The sequence below is a fragment of the Clostridium sp. CTA-19 genome, assembly GCF_054767855.1.
The window spans coordinates 111,913-132,072 of sequence record NZ_BAAABH010000003.1 but is presented as its reverse complement, the minus strand read 5'-3'; the positions used below and the strand labels follow the sequence as shown (position 1 = coordinate 132,072).

Genomic DNA, 20,160 nt, shown 5'->3' with positions numbered 1-20,160 from the left:
AATTCTATATTAAAATTCTATTCCTTTTCTAGCTGGAATTCCTTCATTATAATAATGCTTTACTTCTTTCATCTCTGTTATAAGATTTGCCTTTTCTGCTATTTTTTCAGGAAGATCTCTGCCAGTGATTATAAGTTCCATATCGTTAGGCTTATTATCCATAAGATATATTATCTGTTCTTCTGTTAAAAGTTTATTGGTTACAGCACCAATTACTTCATCCAATATTAAAATATCACATGTTCTATTTTTTATAGTTTCTAAGCAAAAGTTATATGCTTCTCGTATTTCTAGCTTTAATTGTTGTTTTTCCTCTTCATTTAAAGTCCAAAAAAATCCTTTAGTCTTTTCAAACCTAAATATATTAAAATATGGAGCCATTTTTTTAGCACTTTCAAGTTCTCCTGTATTACCTGTTTTTAAAAACTGAACAATATATACAGTGTATTTGTTTCCGGCTGCTCTAGTTGCTAATCCCATAGCTGCAGTAGTTTTTCCTTTTCCATTTCCTGTATATATTTGAATGTATCCTTCTTTTAAATTTCCCAAAATTATTTCCTCCTACTTTATTATATATGTATTTTAAATCTAATTGTAAAATACTATTCACTTTTTATAAAAAGCTTTAATTTTAAATTTAAGATTTTCATCATTTTCAATTAGTTTTAAACTAAAAGTTGGGGTTAGAAAACTTCTAAAAAATTTTCCTTTATAAAACTATAAATTCAAATGAATTTTTGAACCCTACATAAATTGGATTTATGTTGATAATTTATAATGATTAATGTATAGTTTTATATTAACGTATAAACTTTTTTATAAAAACACATAAATATTACATATATGTCTTTAAATAATTTTTATTTTATTATATCATTTATGTTGTGAGTATTAACTAATGAAAGGAGTTATATATATGAATTATAATTTAACAGATCCATATGAGATAGCTAGATTTATAAAAGAATCAAAAAAAGCTACCCCAGTAAAAGTATATGTAAACGGCGATTTAAACAATTGTAAATTTGATAACATAGAATGTTATGGTCATGGAAATTTTTACATATTATTTGGAAACTATGATGAGGTTAAAGATTTCTTAGATAAAAATAATAGCATAATCAATAATTTTAGAGTAGAAAATGATAGAAGAAATTCCGCAATCCCTATGCTAGATATGAAAGATATCAATGCCAGAATAGAACCAGGAGCTATAATCAGAGATAAAGTTAGTATTGGTAAAAATGCAGTTGTAATGATGGGTGCAGTTATTAATATTGGTGCTGAAGTCGGCGAAGAGAGCATGGTTGATATGAATGCAGTAATAGGTGCTAGAGGAAAACTTGGCAAAAGAGTTCATCTTGGAGCTGGTGCTGTTGTTGCTGGGGTTTTAGAACCACCTAGCAAATCTCCATGTGAAATTGGAGATAACACTCTAATTGGTGCTAATGCTGTTATACTTGAAGGTGTAAAAATTGGTGCAAACTCTGTTGTAGCAGCAGGTTCTGTTGTTACTGAAGATGTACCTGATAATGTAGTTGTTGCAGGTTGTCCTGCTAAAATTATTAAATCTGTAGATAATAAGACTAAAGGTAAAACTGAATTATTAGATGATCTTAGAAAATAAAAAAGGTGCAAAGCACCTTTTTCTTATCTTCTATATTACATCTTGAATTTCTTCACTCTCATTACAATTTTTATTTTCATTCTCTTCCATATCAAATTCCTTGTTTTCTGTATCAGAAATAGCCACATCGCTTTCGTCTTCTTCAACTCTTTCCATTTTTGATATAGATACTTCATATGCTATTTTCTTAACCACCTCAGTATCAGATACTCTTTTTTGATATTCTCTACTTTGAACTCTTCCCCAAATTCTTATGTTATCTCCAACTTCTAAGCTCTTACAAAATCTTGAATTTCTTCCCCACGCAATAGTAGGTATATAATCAGACTTGTTATATAATCTATTTACTGCTAATAGCATATCTGCAATTTCTCTACCAAAAGGAGTTGTCCTATATATAGGCTCCTTACATATATATCCATCTAAGAAAATTTGATTTGGGTTTTTGCTCTTTTCTTTTAATTCTCTAATATCTCTAGCAAAAACAGTTAATATAAGTCTATTAGATCCATCTACAAATTTATTATAAGACCTTAACTGTCCTTCTACTATTACTTCAGTGCCTAAACTCATATCTATACCAGTTGTAAGTCTTTCTGAAACTGTTATATTTAAAATATCAGTAGTATCACTTAATCTTGGAACTTCTAAACTAAAATTGTAAAACCCTTCTCCATACATTTCATGACTAAATTCTAATCCTGATATAATTTTACCCTCTAAATAAATTTTGTTATTCAACATTGTATTGTCCATAGTAACCCCTCTTTCCCTTAGTTCAGTTTAGTTTTATATCATAGTATATTCTTGTTATTCGATAACTATGACCAATTTTATGAAAATTCTTATAATTCTTAATTTTATACTTTCAATCATTTGTTTCCATTATAATACAAATAGTATTTCTATGCAATGTATTATTTGTTTTTTATTTGCCTTCCATTACCATCTATTTTATATTCATCATCATAGATTAAGTCTGTGATAGTAACAAATTCGTAGCCTTCTTTTGATAATTTTTCTAAAACTATTGTTAAAGATTGTGGTGTATATCTTGCATTATGGAATAATACTATAGATCCTTCTTTAACTTTTTTTAAAACTCTCTCCGCTTCAATTTCTGAACCTTCACCTTTCCAATCTATACTATCTACATCCCATTGTATACATTTTCTACCTGTTTTTTCTACAATATCTAATGCTGCATCATTAAAAGCACCTTCTGGAAACCTAAAAGTTTTACTGGTCTTATCAGTAATATCTAATAGTTTTGCGTCAGTTATATCCAATTCTTTTATTATTTTTTCTTCTGATATAGTAGTCATATTTGGATGTTTATTACTATGATTTCCTAATTCATGACCCCTTTTATCAATTTCTTTTACCTCTTCCGGAAAATCATCTATCCAAAGGCCTACTACATAAAATGTAGCCTTAGCATTATATTTATCAAGAACATTTAAAATTTCATCCATATTGTCTTCTCCCCATGTAGTATCAAATGTTATAGCTATCTTTTTCTCTTTTGTAGCAACTGAATAAATAGGTAACTTTTTATTGCTTTGTGAAAATGCCTGAAGAGTGCTTGTACTACTTATTCCTATAATAGTAAGTCCCATTATCATAAGTATTGATAAAGTAATTATAAATCTTTTTTCCCCTTTAAATATCTCTATCCCCTCCACAAAATTAACTCCCTAGTTCAATTAAATATTATTCAAATCTGATTCACTATATTACTAAAACTATTTTAATTTTTCATATAAATATAATGAAATAATTTTTAATCATTGATATAATGTAATATGAACTTAATTTTTACATTACATTTTAAAATATATTTAAGAACATTAAAAGAATAAATACATGCTCAAGATTATTTTACTAAAGAGAAAATATTTAAAATATACCTTTAATGTGAATAAAAAAATTTTAATGTGAATTTCTTTAATTATATTTAAATAGATATAATTAACTGGGTTACTTTATATATTATGAATATTAAATATATAGGGCTCCAAAATTACATGATGTGAATTTTGGATACCCATAAGGTGAATAATACTTCTAAGTAACTTAATTATAAAAAATGCTTAAAATATTTTTATAATTTATAAACTAATTAATGGAGTACGTATTTCACTATCATAATTAATCTAAATGTAAATTACTAAATAATAGAACTTACATTTTATTGATAACTCTTTACTTTTATTCAAAGGAGGAAATTGAATGTTTGAAGATTCCATGAACTTAGCAGAGAATAAATTATTATTATTATATATTCTAAATAAAATCAAACTTCCTATTTCCAATATGCAAATTACAGAAATAATTTTAGAGAATAACTTTATGAATTATTTCACTCTACAGCAATATATAGTAGAACTAACCTCTGCAAATCTTTTAAAACATATTACTGACCATGGGAAAGATAGGCTAGTTATTGCTGATAACGGAAAAGAAGTTCTTTCATTATTTGAAAACAGAATCTCTAAAGAAAAACTTTCTCAGCTTGAAGAATATATGGAGCATAAAATCTCTAGTATAAAAAAAGAGCTTACTGTAACTGCTGATTATACTATAGAAAATAAAAATAGTTATTTAGTTAATTTAATTGCTTCCGAAAATGATACTACACTTATAGATTTAAAAGTTAGTGTTGCATCTAATAAGCAAGCTAGAGAACTTTGTTATAAATGGAAATCTAATTCTTCAGATTTATATACAAAAATTATTAATGCATTAATTGACGAAGATTAAACTTAAATTTTAATCATTCCTTTTGGTTCAAAATCTAAAGGAATGATTTTTTTGTTTTTACTTATTTTATTTATTTGTATTAATTGATTATAATATATATCTTCAACATATATATTTTTTTCATCTACAATAATATCTTTTAATACCCCCCCTACTTCTATTTCATCAACTTTTTCTAATTTTGTAATGTCAACGATTGTTATTGTTCCATCACCTAAATTCGATATATAACAATAATTATTATAACAACACATATCTATAGGTATATTACCTATAGTTATACTATTTCTTTCATTATATTTTAATGATATAACCTTTAATTCTCCCTTTGTTTCCTCTCCCATATTACTTTCACATACTAATATTTTTTCACCATTTTCATACCATACAGCTTTTACAGGGTAATTACCAACTTTTATATTCTTTATTTTTTCTTTTTCTTTTAAATCTATGATACTTATATCATTACTTAAAGTATTTGCTATAACAATGCTATTATTATCTGGTGAAAAGTCTAAACTATGAGGTGATATACCACAACTTATTACTTCTACTATTTCTTTAGATAGAACATCAAAACACACTATTGTGTTAGATTCTTCGCAAACTATATATAACTGCCTACCTATTAAATCCATATGACTACACCCTGAACCTATATAAAACTCCTCTATCCCTCCATCATTTTTTAATAAATATATTCTATTATTCTCAAAACTAGATATTATAAATGTTTTATCATAAAGGCATAATTTAAATGGTTTTATTTTCTCATGATAATTTAATTCTATAGAATCTTCTACAGTAAAATTATTAATATTTATTTTATCTATTCTATCTCTAGTAGAATTGCAAATATAAAGATAACTCAAAAAATCACCTCCTCACAAGACATACATATTTTAAAACTTACACTATATAAGTCTATTACTTTTATACATATATCTTATGTTGAAGTGATTTATTCTGATACAGTTTTTGTCATTTTTTGATTTATTAGGCCTGTAAAAAAGAAATAATAGACCAAAGATTCGAAGCATATAGGTCTATTATTTCTTTGATTATGCCTTACTTAAAATTTCTTATTATTTTCCTCATATCTCCAATCATATATAAAGATCCACTTACTAATAATAAATCTTCATTTTCACAGTATGATAAGGCTTTTTCATAAGCCTTATCATAAGTTTTTATAGCTTCACAATCAATTGATAACATGTCTATTTCTTTTTTTAATTCTGTTGCTAATTCTGCCCTCTCACTATTTGGAGTGACACAAATTACTTTATATGCATTGGGTGCTATTACCTCTACCATGTCCTTAACTTGCTTATCTGCTAATATCCCTAATATTAGCACCATCTTTTTATAATTAAAGTATTTTTTTATACTTTCATCTAATTTTTTTATTCCATCTATATTATGTGCACCATCTATTACTACCATAGGATTATTATTCATAATTTCTAGCCTTGCTGGCCATTTAACTTTTTTTAGTCCCTCTTTTATATTCTTTTTAGATATATTCACTCCTAATTTTATAAGTTCTTTTGCTGCATAAACAACTACAGTAGAATTAGATATCTGATGAGTTCCTAATAATGCTAAATCATACTCTTGCAACATATCATCGTTAATTAATATATGTTGTGCTAAATTTTTCTCCTCATCTATAGTAATTACTTTGTCAAACTTTGCAATATCCTTTGGTACTTTTATAAGCGGAGCATTTTTATCTTTTGCAACACTTTCAACAACTAGTTCTACTTCTCTTTTTTGTGGAAATAATACAATCGGTGTATTCTCTTTTATTATACCTGCCTTTTCATAGGCTATTTTTTCAATTGTATCACCTAATATCTGTGTATGGTCATAACTTATAGAACCTATTATACTTAAGATTGGATTTATAACATTTGTAGAATCTAATCTTCCTCCTAGTCCTACTTCCACTACTACAAAATCAACATTTTTATTGTAGAAATATAAAAAACCACAACAGGTTATTATTTCAAACTCTGTTGGATTTCCATATCCACATTCACAAACTTTTTCTACTGCTTCTTTAACCTTAGAAACTATATAACACAAGTCATCTTTAGGTATATTTTTTCTATTTATTTGTATTCTTTCTTCGAATTCTTCTATATAAGGCGATATATACGTTCCTACATCATATCCACTATCCATAAGAATTGAAGTTAACATTGCTGTTGTAGATCCTTTACCATTAGTTCCTGCAACATGAATTGTTTTTATTTTTTTATGGGGATTCCCTAAAAATTCTAATAATTTTTCTGTTCTTTCAAGCCCATATTTACTTCCAAATTTAGCTGTTTCTTTTATATATCTAATAGCTTCTTCATAATTCATTTGTAAGCCCCCTGTCTTTAAGTAACGTAAAAATTCTTAATTTATCTATATATGATTTTATCATATTTAATCCATTTAATATAGAAAAAACCTTGTATGTATAACTCTTTTTATTCTTAAACTGAAACAATATAAAACCTATTTAAAAGAACTTTTACCAACTTATTTTCTTAATTTATAAAACTGTATTCATATAGGGAAACAAGCTCGAATTTAAATTTATTCAATAACTTTAAAATATTTTCATATAAAATGTAGTGTTGAATTCTAAGCGGTTCAGAGCATGTCTCGCTATTTTGGGTATCCAAGTTTTGGAATGGATAATTTTAAAAGTCAACTTGGAACCCTATATAAGATTCCAAGTTAAATTTTAAACTTATTTATTTATTAAATGAGAAAACTCAAATTAATATTTTATCAATAACTAACAGATTATTTTAGTTAAGAGTGAATAGTTAACAGTTATGGTTATTACTACTCACTTAGTTCCTAGTAATTCTCAACGTATCTTTTTAATTTGGTCTTATCTAAAAATTTAAACAAGCAATACCTCTAAACATTGGCTCCATAACAAATGGGACAGGCACGGCAAGGTCTATTTTCTCCGCTAACACTTGATGCTCTTCTAGTTTTATATTTTTCTACTAATAAATCGAAGCCAGTCCCGAACACCTGAATAAGCAATTATCCAAAATTTTTACGCCTTCACAAGAGGGACAGACGCGTAATTGGCTACTTTGCTATACTTTGGGCTAGATGCTTTTGTTGATTTTAGTTTTTCTCCAATAGTACTCGAAGTCGGTCCCGAACAACTACGCTGCAAAGCTGCTATTTTAGGACCGGCTTTGATTGCTTTAGGTTTTATTGATAATCTTTCGATTTCACTGTAAAAATAACTTATGGAAAATTCACTTTGGTACGCCTGTCCTTCTTGTTACGGTGGTACACTTAGCTGCTAAACTTTCTTCAATTTTTCTTTCAACCTCAAGTTTTACTCCATTCAATTCAAAAGAAACTGGTGATCCAGTTTCATCCGACATTGTCAATTGTCAAATGTCCATTGTCAATTATATAATTGTTACGACTGTACATTTTAAAAATATTATATATTTTTAGTTAAGAGTTATTGTAATTATTTTTCTCAACTGATAACAAAAATTTAATACAAATCTTATTTTATAAAAAATAAAATAGCCCTTACAATTAATCATAAGGACTATTTTCAAGTTATTTTATATATATTATTTAGTTAAATTTTCTATACTCTCAAGTACAGCATTATACATTTCTTTATATTTTTCACCTTTTGCCTTTTCTTCCTCTACAACAGCAGCTGGTGCTTTTGATACAAATCTCTCATTAGATAATTTTTTTTCTACTCTTTCAATTTCTGATTTTAATTTAACTTTTTCTTTGTTTAATCTTTCAAGTTCTTTTTCTAAATCTACAAGTTCTAATAGTGGCATATATATTTCAGCACCTTTAGATACTACTGTTACAACATTTTCTGGTGCATCTTCTTTAGATTTTATTAATATAACTTCACTTGCTGAAGCCAATTTTTCAAAGTATGGAACTCCCTCTTTAAAAGGCTCTGATACTTCTGTTGCATAAATATAAGTTTTTGCTTTTCTTGAAGGTGGAACATTCATTTCACTTCTAGCATTTCTTGTATTTTTAATAGCATCTATAATATAATTCATATATTCTTCTGCCTTTTCATCTTTCAATTCTTCTGCAAATTCTGGCCAATTAGAAATTGTTATTGATTCTGAATCCTCTTTTAAGTGAGTATATATTTCTTCTGTTATAAATGGCATTACAGGATGAAGTAATTTTAATCCAGCTACTAATACATCATTTAATACATTTAATGTAACACCTTTAGCTTCATCATCATCACTATATAATACAGGTTTTACAAGTTCAATATACCAATCACAGAATTCTGTCCACATAAAGTCATATACTTTTTGAAGTGCAACTCCAAGCTCAAATTTCTCTATATTATCAGTAACTTCTTTGATAATAGAGTTCATTCTTGATAATATCCATTTATCTGCTATTGAGTAATTAGTACAATCTTTGTATTTTTTCATTAAATCTTCATCAAAGTTCATCATAACAAATCTTGAAGCGTTCCATATTTTATTTGCAAAATTCCTTGCAGCTTCAACTCTTGACTCATAGAATCTTATATCACTTCCAGGAGCATTTCCTGTTACTAATGAGAATCTTAATGCATCAGCACCATAATTTTCTATTACTTCTAATGGATCTACTCCATTTCCTAAAGACTTAGACATTTTTATTCCTTGATCATCCCTAACAATTCCATGCATAAGAACATTTTCAAATGGTACTTGATCCATATTATAAAGTCCTGAGAATATCATTCTAGCTACCCAGAAGAATATTATGTCATATCCAGTTACTAATGTATTTGTTGGATAGAAATAACTTAAATCCTCTGACTTTTCTGGCCAACCTAATGTTGAAAACGGCCATAATGCAGAACTGAACCAAGTATCAAGTACATCCTTATCTTGTTCTACATTTGAAGAGTTACATTTTGAACAAGCTGTAACATCGTCTACAGATACTGTTAACGCTCCACAGTCTTTACAATACCAAACCGGAATTCTATGACCCCACCATAATTGTCTTGAAACGCACCAATCTTGAATATTTTCCATCCAGTTAAAGTATATTTTTTCGAATCTTTCTGGTATAAACTTAGTTTCTTTTTCTTTTACAGCTTTAATTGCAGGTTCTGCTAAAACATCCATTTTTACATACCATTGCTTTGATAACATTGGTTCTACAACTGTTTTACATCTATCATGTATTCCTACATTGTGACTATGATCTTTAATCTTAACAAGATATCCTTCTTTTTCTAATTCTTCAACAATAAGTTTTCTTGCTTCATATCTATCAAGACCAGAGAATTTTCCATAACCTTCACTTACTTTACCATTTTCCTCTAAAACAACTATTTCAGGTAATTTATGTCTTTTACCTACTTGATAGTCATTTGGATCATGAGCTGGTGTTATTTTAACTGCACCTGTACCAAATTCAACGTCAACATAATCATCTGCTACTATTGGAATTTCTCTATCCACTAGTGGTAACTTAAGCATTTTTCCTACTAAATGAGCATATCTTTCATCTTTTGGATTAACTGCTACTGCTGTATCTCCAAGTAATGTTTCTGGTCTTGTAGTTGCTATTTCTATTTTTTCATCACTACCTACTACTGGGTAATTGATATGCCAGAAATGTCCACCTTGTTCTTCATATTCTATTTCAGCATCTGAAAGTGCTGTCATACATTTAGGACACCAGTTTGTTATTCTATTTCCTTGGTACATAAGTCCTTCATTATAAAGTTTTACGAAAACTTCTCTAACTGCCTTACTAACCCCTTCATCCATTGTGAATGTTTCACGAGTAAAGTCTGCGGAACAACCCATTTTTTTAAGTTGTGTTCTTATTCTCTCTCTATATTCTTCTGACCACTCCCAAACTTTTTCCAAAAATGCTTCTCTACCCATTTCTTTTTTCTTTAAACCTTTTTCAAGTAAAGCATTTTCTACTTTAACTTCTGTTGCTATACTTGCATGATCTTGTCCAGGAAGCCATAAAGTACTATATCCTTGCATCCTTTTAGTTCTTATTAATATATCTTGAAGTGTATTATCAAGAGCATGACCTAAGTGTAATTGTCCAGTTATATTTGGTGGTGGCATTATTATTGTATACGGTTTTTTATTTTTATCAACTTCTGGTGTGAAAAACTTCTTTTCTTCCCACCATTTATACAATCTCTCTTCAAACTCTTTCGGATCATAATTTTTTGCTAATTCTTTATTATTTTCCATAATAAATCCTCCTCTTCTTAATCTGTTTTTGTTTTTACAAAGCTAAATTTTCAATGTATATACTTAAATTTCATAATTTATAAAACAAAAAAAGAGCTCTTTCATCCAAAAGGACGAAAAAACTCGTGGTACCACCTTTTTTCCCTGCAAAAACAGGCTCATATAAATTAACGATTTGACAACCGTCTTTATCTACTAAAGTTCAATAAAGAAGCTCCAAAGCTACCTTCAGATTATTCCATATAGAAAACCTTTCACCCTAGAGTTTTCCTCTCTTTGATATTTCCAAATCCTACTCCTCTTTTTCAATGCTTTTATTTTAAATATTATTTTAAATAATTATATATTAACTCTGCCATAAAAGTCAACAGAGTAAATATAGCGAAACTGTAGTTTTATATATAAATTTATTCATTCCAAAACTTGGATACCCCAAATAGTGAGACATTCTCTGAATCACTTGGAACTCAACACTATATTTTGTATAAAAATATTTTAAAGTTATTGAATAAATTTAAATTGGTGCTTGTTTCCCTATAGTATTCCCAAAATACTAGATTAAATTGTAAATTTGTTATTAATTATATTTAAATATGTATAATTTAAGGCTTATTGTCAATTATTACAAATGTAATTATATTTTTATTTGGGAGGTCTTGTATGAAATATTTTGAAAAAGCTAATGATCTTTATAATAAAAAACAATATGAACATGCAATAAATTTTTATAAAAAATCTATTGAAACTAAAGAAAATGAGGCTGCTTCCCTTTATAATACAGCAGTATGTTTTATCAAATTAAAAGAATTTGATAAAGCTATTATAAATTTACATAACGCATTAAACCTAAAGAAGGAAAGCTCCTATTTCTTTAATCTTGGCTATTGTTATGCAATGATTAATGAAAAAAATAAGGCACTAAATTATTTTAACATTGCATGGTCATTAAACCCTAAAGATACTGAGTGTGAAAAAGCTATTAATTTAATTTTAAAATCTTATCTTCACAAAGCATCTTCATAAAAAACATAGAAATAACTAGTCAAAACCTATTGATATTTCAAATTTTGTAGAAACTATAGTGGAAGAAATTTCTCCTGATATAAGTTACGGAATGATTTTTACTTCCATATGCAAAGCTAATTTTTAATTAAGCTTTTTTCTATAAAACATCAACAGTATTGACTAGTTATTTTACCATTGTCCTACAACTTTAGAATTCCTATGATCATTTTCAAAATTATTATTATCAAAGTAATTTCCACCAGAATAAAATGTTGTATCTACACTTATCCACCTATCACTTGATTCATCATAAAACTCATTCCATGAATGACTTACCCATTGTTCGCCATTAAATCCTTCACCTATAACCATTCTAACTTGAATATCATTAGCTCTACACATTGCCACAAATAGACATGCATAGTCAAAGCATACACCTTTTCCTGTGTTAAAAGCTTCTACTGCTCCTGATTTTACTATTTTTAAGTTGTTTGATATAACTTCCATTGCTTTTTCATCGTCATATTTTATATTATTACCTATCCAATTATAAATATCTTCTGATTTTTCATAGGTACTTCCATTTTCTTTTACAATAGATAAAGCAGTTTTATTTATAGAAGCGCTAGATTTAACCCCTTCATCTAAAGTAATTCCATTGTAATAAATTATAGCTTTTCTATCCAAATACTCATTAAAAACACTTTTATCATTTTTACTAATGTCCGTATCTTCAACAATTATCTTAAAAGAATCATTCACTACTTGAGGCAAATTTTTAACTACATTTGAATTTATAACTGGATTTACAACATTATTTGATAGATAAGTATATATTTGTGATTTTTCCAAAGTATTCATATACTTTGGATTTTTATTAAACATAGCTCCAAAGCTTAATAAAAAGCATAGTACAACTAAGTTGCAAATTGCCTTAGGACTTTGAAATAATGCACCATATATTCTTCTTGACAAATTGGATTTTCTTTTTAAACTATTATCAATAGCCTCTAATATTGGGGTTAATATTATGCTACTAGCAACCCATAAAATAAACACAAGTATCCCTTGAATTACTAATATAAAAGATATTGTTACTACAATTCTAGTAATAAAAAGATTTTTAGTACATAAATTCATTATCCAATTAGGTAAGTATTCATAAATATTATTGAACTTACCTTCATTATGCATTTGAAAAATAATCCATACCTTTTTACTGCCTATTATTATAGAAACTATCAATGCTAAACTAGTAAAAATAGAATTTATTACTTCTTTTAATGCTTCTGATGAATTCTTTTTAAGAAATCCTATGATAATAGGATATATGAAAACTGCTATCAATATTATATTTACCACATTATTTTTCAGAATATAACACCACCTTTTATAGTTATATGGTTCTAAGTTTGCATCTAAATTTATGCATTTATCAAATGAGAACATTTAAGATTATAATTAATAGTTATATTTATTTTTTCCTAACTGATAACAAAAATGTGACGGATAAATTAAATTTGGCTTGTTTCCCCATATACTACAATATTTCTTTTAATATAGTTTTTATTTCATCATATTTATATCCACGTCTTAATAAATAATCATATAACTTTTTATGTAGTTTATCTTTATTTTTTTCTGATTTTTTTAAAACATTTAATCTTTTTAATGCTAAATTATTTAATTCTTCAAAGTTTACTTCCTTTTGTTCTACAGTTTCTGAAAAATCATCACAAACTACAATACTATTTACCACTTTATTTATTATACTAAAATTATATCCATTTCTTAAAAGATAATCACTTAATTTTTTTTTCAATTTTAAATGATTTTTTTCACTTTTGATTAAAGTGTTATATTTCTTTTCGCCTAATTTTAATGCTGTTAATTCCTCTTGTTCATTAGAAATATTACTTAACTTATTTTCTATAACCTCTTCACTTATTCCTTTATTTGACAGTGAAAATTTTATTTTTGATTTCCCGTGAACTTTAATTTTATCTTTTATATAAAGTTCTGCATATCTTATATCATCAACAAATGAATATTCTTTTAAAAATTTTATAACTCTTTGTATAGTTTTATCATCATATTCTTTACTTAGTAATTTATCATATATCTCTTTTTCTGTTTTATAAGATCTTTCTAAAACCTTTAATGCAACATTTTTAGCCTTTATATAATTATCTTCCTCTACAACTTCTATAATCTTATTTTTGTCTAATTCTAAACCTTTTTTTAAATTATGATAATAAACCAATTCACCGCTACAAGCAAATAAAAATTCGTCATTAACATATACATTTACTCTATCTTTATTATTTTTTTGAACTTGAATTTTACTTATAATGTATTTCATAATAATTTTTATTAGGATCCTTTCTTTAGCATCTATATATCTTTAAGAACTCTAGGTAGACAATCTCCCATTTAAATTTATTCAATAGCTTTAAAATATTTCAAATGAGAAAATTTAAAATTAATATTTCACTTCTAGTTAACGATTTACTTTAGTTAAGAGTGAATATTTAAGCGTTCTTGTTTAAAAAAGCTTAAACCAATAAAAATTTCATTAGTTTAAGCTTTACTTTTATTTATCTCTAAGTAATATATGAATTGTAGGATTTTTTAAAACTTTTCTTGCCACTTTATATAAATCTTCTTTAGTTACATCACTTAGCTTTTCCATTTCCTCTATGAATTCATATATAGGTTCACCTTCCATAGATTGATGCAATGCATAATTCCCTAAATCTGTAACATCTTCCAACGTTGATGCCACTGCAGTTTTAAATACCTTTTTCATAATCTCTATAGTTTCATCATCAAATACTATCTTTTCTTCTGTTATATCTTTTATACATTTATCAATAGTTTCTAATGTTTCTTCAACATTTTCTTCTGCTATTGATGTATAAATATATAATGTTTTTAATCCTTCACTTAAGTCTAATGTTGTATACACATCATAAGCAAGTCCCCTGTCTTCTCTTAACTCTCTAAATAATATTGAGTTGGAACTTTCTCCGAACTTATGATTCAAAACTCTAAGTGCTAATTCCTCCTCTTTTGTAAGATTGTTGAAAGAATATAAGTACAATACTGTACTTTGTTCTATTTCCTTTTTATAAGTTATTTCTTTTTTACATATATTCTTTTCAAATTCTACAATAGGCTTATTTACTTCCTTTGATTCCCAATCCCCAAAATAATTATTAATTAAAGTTCTTATATAATCATGATCATAGTTTGAAACTATTGATATATAGCAATTATTTGGAACATAATATTTATTATAAAACTCAATTAAGTCTTCTTTTGTCATAGCATTTATATGTTTTTCTTTTCCTATTACATCACACTTTAGTGGACTTTTTAAAAATGCCATGTTATTTATTCTATTAAAACTTAATTCTTCTAAATCATCTTTTCCACTTTTTACTTCAGAGATAATAACTCCTCTTTCCTTTTCTAACTGTTTTCTAGGAAATATAGAGTTAGTTGTCAAATCTGCTAACAAATCTAAAGACTTATTTAATTCCTCATTAAGAGTTGTAGTACTATATACTGTACACTTATAATCTGTATAAGCATTATACTCTCCCCCTAAACATTCTAATTCATAATTTAAAGCCTCATTATCTCTGTTTTTAGTACCTTTAAAAAGCATGTGTTCAACGAAATGGGCTATTCCTTTTTTATCATTTACTTCATATAACGCCCCTATATTAAACCCAACATGAACTGAAGCTAACTGAGTTTCTTTCTTTATTGTTATAAGTCTTATTCCATTTTCTAAAATAATATCACAGGTATCAAATATATTCTTAATAGTAATACCCTCCTCCCAAAATTTTCATAATCATTTTAGACATATTTTTAAAAATAACACTCAAAATCCAAATAATATTTTGTTTCAAAATATACAAGAATACTGAATTATTATTTTTTAATGTTTTAAACTAAATATTTTTATTATATCATTTTATTTCAACATAACAAGAATAATTCTTTTATTCCTATAAATTACTATAATATATTGCCCTTACTAAAGCAAATCTTATATTTTATCATCAAATTTATAATTTTTTTTGCATTTTCCTACTATATTATTTTCACGATTGATGTTATAATATATATTTTTTCAATATATTCCATTGATATTATGTTAATACTATGTTACTATAAGTTGTATTTCAACTTTAGAAAAACTTAAAATATTAATTATTTAATAAGTTTATAGATTTATATGACTAACTACATTATAGAATAACATTATTAAGTTTATAAGTTATTTAAATTTTTATATAAAACATAATAGAAAGAGGAATGTTAATGAATAAAATTAAATTTGAAGATTTAAATCTTAAGCCTTCAATATTAGAGGCTATTAATGATTTAAAATTTGAATATCCGTCTGATATTCAAGCTAAAAGTATACCAGTAAGTTTAGAAGGTTTTGACTTAATCGGTCAAGCACAAACTGGTACTGGAAAAACTGTTGCATTTGGTGCTCCACTTCTTAGTCTAATGGAACCCTCCAACGGAAACGTTCAAGCAATAATGTTAGCTCCAACAAGAGAACTTGCAATACAAGTTAGTGAAGAATTAAGCAAACTAAATAAGTATGCTCAATATAAAATACTTCCAATTTTCGGTGGTCAATCAATTGATAAACAACTTAAACCATTAAAAAAAGGTGTAGATATAGTTGTTGGAACTCCTGGAAGAATTCTTTATCATATAAATAGAAAAACTCTTAAATTAGACCACGCTAAATTCCTAGTTTTAGATGAAGCGGACGAAATGTTAAACATGGGATTTATAGAAGATATCGAGCTTATTATAAGCAATTTAAAGAAAGACAGACAAACATTATTGTTTTCAGCTACAATGCCAAAAGCTATTAAAAGCTTAGCTCAAAACTATATGAAATCTGACGCTAAACATATTGCTATTGCAAAACAATCTCTAACTGTATCTAAAATAAAGCAATTTTATTTTGAAGTAAGTCAAAAAGACAAACTTGAAGCTCTTTGCAGAATTTTAGATGTTGATGCACCTAAAAGCGCTATACTATTTTGTAAGACTAAAAGAGGTGTTGACGAATTAGTTTCTGCTTTACAAAGCAAAGGATACATAGTTGAAGGTATGCATGGTGACATGAAACAACTTCAAAGATTAAATACTTTAAAGAAATTCAAAACTGGTAATTTAAATTATTTAATAGCTACTGACGTTGCTGCACGTGGAATTGATGTAGAAGATATAACTCATGTTATAAACTATGATTTACCTCAAGACACAGAATCTTATGTTCATAGAATTGGAAGAACTGGTAGAGCTAACAAAGAAGGTACAGCTTATAGCTTTGCAAGTCGTAGAGAAATGTCTATGATAAGACAAATTGAAAATGTAACTAAGAGCAAAATGGAGAAAAAACAATTACCAACTTTAAATGATATATATGCTTCAAAATCAGAAAGTATATTAGAGTCTGTTAAAGCTACTTTAGAAGAAAATTCTTATGAAAGCTTTATACAAACTTCTAAAAATTTAATAGACGAATTCGGAGCTGAAGATGTTACTGCTTCACTAATAAAAATATTATTTGATAAAGAGTTAAACTATGAGTATACTCAAGACACTCTTAAATGTGAAGAACCTTTCAGCAGGGATTCAAATAGAAGAGATTCAAATAGAAGAGATTTTAATAGAGATTTCAACAAAGATACTGCTAGATTATTTTTATCTGTAGGTAGACTTGATAAAGTTTCTGCTATAGACTTAGTTAAGTTTTTAGATAATACAGCTGGAGTAAAATCTAAAGAACTTGGAAGAATTGATATATTAGATAAGTTTACTTTTATAGATGTTCCTAATAACTTAGTTGATGTAATCTTAAAAAATAGTTCAGGTCAGAAAATAAACAACGTTAGAAAAGTAAGAATCGAAGTTTCTCATAAAAGAAAATAAATGTTAGGCTTTAGCCTATCATTTATTTTTTTTATTTTAAATAATATATTTGGTAACTTTTCCAATTGCATATCATATATTATATTATAATGGACAATTTAAAACTATATATATATACACCTATTTTATTAAAAGCTTTTAAATTTTTAATTCCATTTATTTTTTATTTTCTTTAGGAGGGGTATAATGAAATTTTTTAAAAAATTATTTTTAATACTTTCCTTAGGCCTTATATTGGAATACATTATAATATATTTATTATATATAAATAAATAAAATTAAATAATTTTTCCTATTTCAACTGCGTTTTTAAATTTTTTTATCACGTCAGTTTTATTTTCTTTTATTGCAACTATAGCTACTGTTGCTGGCCCACAAGTTTTTTTCAAATCTAAATATACATTATCCTTTAATGTAAATTTTTTTTTATTACTAATTGCTAGTTCCTTTGCTTCATACAATATTCCTTTTGAACCTACTGGAACTATTTCTAAAACTTCATCTAATTGCATAAGCTTATTTAAATCTTCATAAGAAAATATTTCATCATCACCATAAAAATTTATTTCACTTCCAACCTTAGGTTTACCTATAGCATACACCTTTGCTTTTTCACTTATATTGTTAATTTTCGCATTTTTCTTTTCACAAATTCCTATAACAGTAATCCCTACTCCTGTAGATGTAACTCTAAAGTTCTCCTCTGTGCTTCCTGTTAGCGGTATTCCATCTAATGAAGCTAGCTTCATTTCACTTTTTATACCTTTTATAATTTCTCTACCTGTAGGTTCCATTTCTGCACAAACATTATCTACAATACTTATTACTTTTGCTCCACTACATAGAATTTCTAACAAGCCTACCCTTACACTGTATTTTCCTGTTATAAAAGGTTCTACTTTTAGTGCATCATGTTCCTTATCCCCTATGCCTCCACTACTATCACAAGCTATAACCATTACTTTTTCTTCATCTATATCTACACATACTAAATCTCTCACCTTATTTTCTATCATATGTTATAACACCTACTCTTTAATTTTTTAAAATAACTTAATTCTACAAATAAATTATATCAAAGTAATCTATAAATGCCATGAATTTTTAAAATTTATGTTATAATTTTATATAAACTTATTAATATACTCATACTATAGGGTTCTAAGTTGACTTTTAAACTTATTTATTTATCAAATAATAAAATTTAAGATTAATATCATACTAATAGTTGACAGTTTATTTAAATTAAACGTTATTGTGATTATTACTCACTATGTCCCTAATAGTTCTAAAGGCATTTTTTATTTCTTTAAATTAATGTCTGTAAACCTCTATATATGAGATTTAATTTAATTAATATAAATAAAGAAATTATTTTACTATTAGATAATTATAAATATTATGCAGTACAAAAGGAGAAAAATATGAACAAAGTAAATTTTAAAGGTAGTGTAATGCTTAATCCCACACCTGTAGTATTGGTTACATCTAAAAATAAAGAAGATAAGGTAAATGTATTTACCGTTGGATGGATAAGTACTGTGTGTACAAAGGAACCTATATTGGCAATGGGTGTTAGACCGGAAAGATTAAGCTATAATTATATAAAAGAAAGTAAAGAATGTGTAATTAATCTTACTACTAAAGATATGGTTAAAATGGTAGACTATTGTGGAGTAGTTAGTGGTAAAAAAATTGATAAAATTAAACATCTAGGAATTAAATTAAATGATGCTGTTAAAATAAACACTCCATCTTTAGAAGAATCTCCAGTAGCCTTAGAATGTAAATTAAAATCTATCACGCCACTTGGAACACATGACCTGTTTTTACTGGAAGTTCTAAATGTTAAAGTAAATGAGGATTTAATTGACGATAAAGGTAAAATACATTTTGACAGAGCTAATTTGATTAGTTATTGTCATGGAGAATATTTTGCTTTAAATACTAAACCTTTAGGCAAGTTTGGTTATTCTATAATGAAAAAGAAAACTGCTAAACGAAAACTTAATGAAAAAAACAAACAAAAGTTCAAAAAATAATTTGTATATAGGTTTCCAAGCATAGACGTAAAGCTAAGCCTAAAACTTCCAAAATTATAGTGTTAAAAAGTAATAATGAAAAAATTAAAAATTAATATTTATTTTAGTTAAGAGTTAAAAGTTCTGGTTAATTAATAGTCGATGTACTCCTAGTAATACTGGACATATCTTTTCTAGGACCGGCTTTGTTTAATATAGATTTTATTATTTAACTTTCAATTTTACTGGAAAATAATTTATGGAGAATATGTTTTGTTACGCCTGTCCTTCTTGTTATGGATGTATACTTTGAATATAGATTCAATCAATTTTATATCTCAATTTCAAGGTTTAATGCTTCTAATTGGATGAAAGTGGCAACCACTTTCTGAAAATGATTTTAAAACTTAAATTTTATATAATAATAAAAAACAAAATTTTTTGACTATAATCTATAAATATATATTAAAAAATTTTTAAATTAGATAATATATTTATTAACTTA

The 20,160-nt window shown here is 26.5% G+C and carries 16 protein-coding genes and 1 other annotated feature; of the genes, 5 read left to right on the top strand and 11 right to left on the bottom strand.

Features of this window, described 5'->3' with window-relative positions:
- Positions 1–9: 9 nt before the first annotated feature.
- The gene (locus ACYUE0_RS02875; RefSeq protein WP_460269441.1) at positions 10–549 is read right to left on the bottom strand and encodes a cob(I)yrinic acid a,c-diamide adenosyltransferase; all 540 of its coding nucleotides are present in this window, start codon (positions 547–549) and stop codon (positions 10–12) included.
- Between the two features lie 367 nt (positions 550–916).
- On the opposite strand from ACYUE0_RS02875, the gene dapD reads away from it, so the two are divergent.
- A complete protein-coding gene (gene dapD / locus ACYUE0_RS02870; RefSeq protein WP_460269440.1) occupies positions 917–1,627 on the top strand; it encodes a 2,3,4,5-tetrahydropyridine-2,6-dicarboxylate N-acetyltransferase in 711 nt (236 codons plus the stop codon).
- 30 nt (positions 1,628–1,657) lie between these two features.
- Here the strand turns inward: dapD and ACYUE0_RS02865 are convergent, their stop codons facing one another.
- Positions 1,658–2,383 carry a single-stranded DNA-binding protein gene (locus ACYUE0_RS02865; protein ID WP_061996662.1) on the bottom strand — a complete coding sequence of 242 codons (726 nt, stop codon included), beginning with the start codon at positions 2,381–2,383 and terminating at the stop codon, positions 1,658–1,660.
- Positions 2,384–2,544: 161 nt separating this feature from the next.
- Entirely contained in the window at positions 2,545–3,312 is a 768-nt protein-coding gene (locus ACYUE0_RS02860; protein WP_061996663.1) for a polysaccharide deacetylase family protein, read from the bottom strand.
- 547 nt (positions 3,313–3,859) lie between these two features.
- Between ACYUE0_RS02860 and ACYUE0_RS02855 the strand changes: the two genes are divergently transcribed.
- Positions 3,860–4,390 (top strand): DUF4364 family protein, encoded by a 531-nt coding sequence (locus ACYUE0_RS02855; protein ID WP_061996664.1) that lies wholly within the window; start codon positions 3,860–3,862, stop codon positions 4,388–4,390.
- Between the two features lie 2 nt (positions 4,391–4,392).
- On the opposite strand, the gene ACYUE0_RS02850 is transcribed toward ACYUE0_RS02855, so the two are convergent.
- From ACYUE0_RS02850 to ACYUE0_RS02835, 4 genes are all read right to left on the bottom strand, one after another.
- Entirely contained in the window at positions 4,393–5,262 is an 870-nt protein-coding gene (locus tag ACYUE0_RS02850) for a YncE family protein (protein WP_460269439.1), read from the bottom strand.
- A gap of 196 nt (positions 5,263–5,458) precedes the next feature.
- Positions 5,459–6,763: a bifunctional folylpolyglutamate synthase/dihydrofolate synthase gene (locus tag ACYUE0_RS02845; RefSeq protein ID WP_460269438.1), complete on the bottom strand. Its 1,305-nt coding sequence runs from the start codon at positions 6,761–6,763 to the stop codon at positions 5,459–5,461.
- Positions 6,764–7,671: 908 nt separating this feature from the next.
- A complete protein-coding gene (locus ACYUE0_RS02840; protein ID WP_460269437.1) occupies positions 7,672–7,809 on the bottom strand; it encodes a hypothetical protein in 138 nt (45 codons plus the stop codon).
- Positions 7,810–8,004: 195 nt separating this feature from the next.
- Entirely contained in the window at positions 8,005–10,650 is a 2,646-nt protein-coding gene (locus ACYUE0_RS02835) for a valine--tRNA ligase (RefSeq protein ID WP_460269436.1), read from the bottom strand.
- A 106-nt stretch (positions 10,651–10,756) separates the two neighbouring features.
- Positions 10,757–10,968: a binding site (T-box leader), on the bottom strand.
- A gap of 342 nt (positions 10,969–11,310) precedes the next feature.
- Here ACYUE0_RS02835 and ACYUE0_RS02830 point away from each other — a divergent pair.
- Positions 11,311–11,673, top strand: a complete 363-nt coding sequence (locus ACYUE0_RS02830) for a tetratricopeptide repeat protein (RefSeq protein ID WP_199870234.1) — start codon at positions 11,311–11,313, stop codon at positions 11,671–11,673.
- A 171-nt stretch (positions 11,674–11,844) separates the two neighbouring features.
- On the opposite strand, the gene ACYUE0_RS02825 is transcribed toward ACYUE0_RS02830, so the two are convergent.
- The 3 genes from ACYUE0_RS02825 to ACYUE0_RS02815 form a co-directional block, all read right to left on the bottom strand.
- The gene (locus ACYUE0_RS02825; RefSeq protein WP_460269435.1) at positions 11,845–13,002 is read right to left on the bottom strand and encodes a transglutaminase-like domain-containing protein; all 1,158 of its coding nucleotides are present in this window, start codon (positions 13,000–13,002) and stop codon (positions 11,845–11,847) included.
- Between the two features lie 193 nt (positions 13,003–13,195).
- Positions 13,196–14,017, bottom strand: coding sequence for a recombination regulator RecX (gene recX / locus ACYUE0_RS02820; RefSeq protein ID WP_460269434.1), 822 nt, complete (start codon positions 14,015–14,017; stop codon positions 13,196–13,198).
- 231 nt (positions 14,018–14,248) lie between these two features.
- Positions 14,249–15,481, bottom strand: a complete 1,233-nt coding sequence (locus ACYUE0_RS02815; protein ID WP_460269473.1) for a M16 family metallopeptidase — start codon at positions 15,479–15,481, stop codon at positions 14,249–14,251.
- A gap of 512 nt (positions 15,482–15,993) precedes the next feature.
- On the opposite strand from ACYUE0_RS02815, the gene ACYUE0_RS02810 reads away from it, so the two are divergent.
- Entirely contained in the window at positions 15,994–17,634 is a 1,641-nt protein-coding gene (locus tag ACYUE0_RS02810; RefSeq protein WP_460269433.1) for a DEAD/DEAH box helicase, read from the top strand.
- Between the two features lie 278 nt (positions 17,635–17,912).
- Here ACYUE0_RS02810 and ACYUE0_RS02805 read toward each other — a convergent pair whose 3' ends face one another.
- Complete coding sequence (locus ACYUE0_RS02805) at positions 17,913–18,650, bottom strand: AIR synthase related protein (RefSeq protein ID WP_460269432.1); 738 nt, start codon at positions 18,648–18,650, stop codon at positions 17,913–17,915.
- Between the two features lie 408 nt (positions 18,651–19,058).
- On the opposite strand from ACYUE0_RS02805, the gene ACYUE0_RS02800 reads away from it, so the two are divergent.
- Positions 19,059–19,676, top strand: coding sequence for a flavin reductase family protein (locus ACYUE0_RS02800; RefSeq protein ID WP_460269431.1), 618 nt, complete (start codon positions 19,059–19,061; stop codon positions 19,674–19,676).
- Positions 19,677–20,160: the final 484 nt, after the last annotated feature.

Coding starts and splice junctions, on each gene's coding strand:
- dapD (WP_460269440.1), top strand. CDS start 917: ATGAATTATAATTTAACAGATCCATATGAGATAGCTAGATTTATAAAA.
- ACYUE0_RS02865 (WP_061996662.1), bottom strand. CDS start 2,383: ATGGACAATACAATGTTGAATAACAAAATTTATTTAGAGGGTAAAATT.
- ACYUE0_RS02855 (WP_061996664.1), top strand. CDS start 3,860: ATGTTTGAAGATTCCATGAACTTAGCAGAGAATAAATTATTATTATTA.
- ACYUE0_RS02845 (WP_460269438.1), bottom strand. CDS start 6,763: ATGAATTATGAAGAAGCTATTAGATATATAAAAGAAACAGCTAAATTT.
- ACYUE0_RS02835 (WP_460269436.1), bottom strand. CDS start 10,650: ATGGAAAATAATAAAGAATTAGCAAAAAATTATGATCCGAAAGAGTTT.
- ACYUE0_RS02830 (WP_199870234.1), top strand. CDS start 11,311: ATGAAATATTTTGAAAAAGCTAATGATCTTTATAATAAAAAACAATAT.
- recX (WP_460269434.1), bottom strand. CDS start 14,017: ATGAAATACATTATAAGTAAAATTCAAGTTCAAAAAAATAATAAAGAT.
- ACYUE0_RS02810 (WP_460269433.1), top strand. CDS start 15,994: ATGAATAAAATTAAATTTGAAGATTTAAATCTTAAGCCTTCAATATTA.
- ACYUE0_RS02805 (WP_460269432.1), bottom strand. CDS start 18,650: ATGATAGAAAATAAGGTGAGAGATTTAGTATGTGTAGATATAGATGAA.
- ACYUE0_RS02800 (WP_460269431.1), top strand. CDS start 19,059: ATGAACAAAGTAAATTTTAAAGGTAGTGTAATGCTTAATCCCACACCT.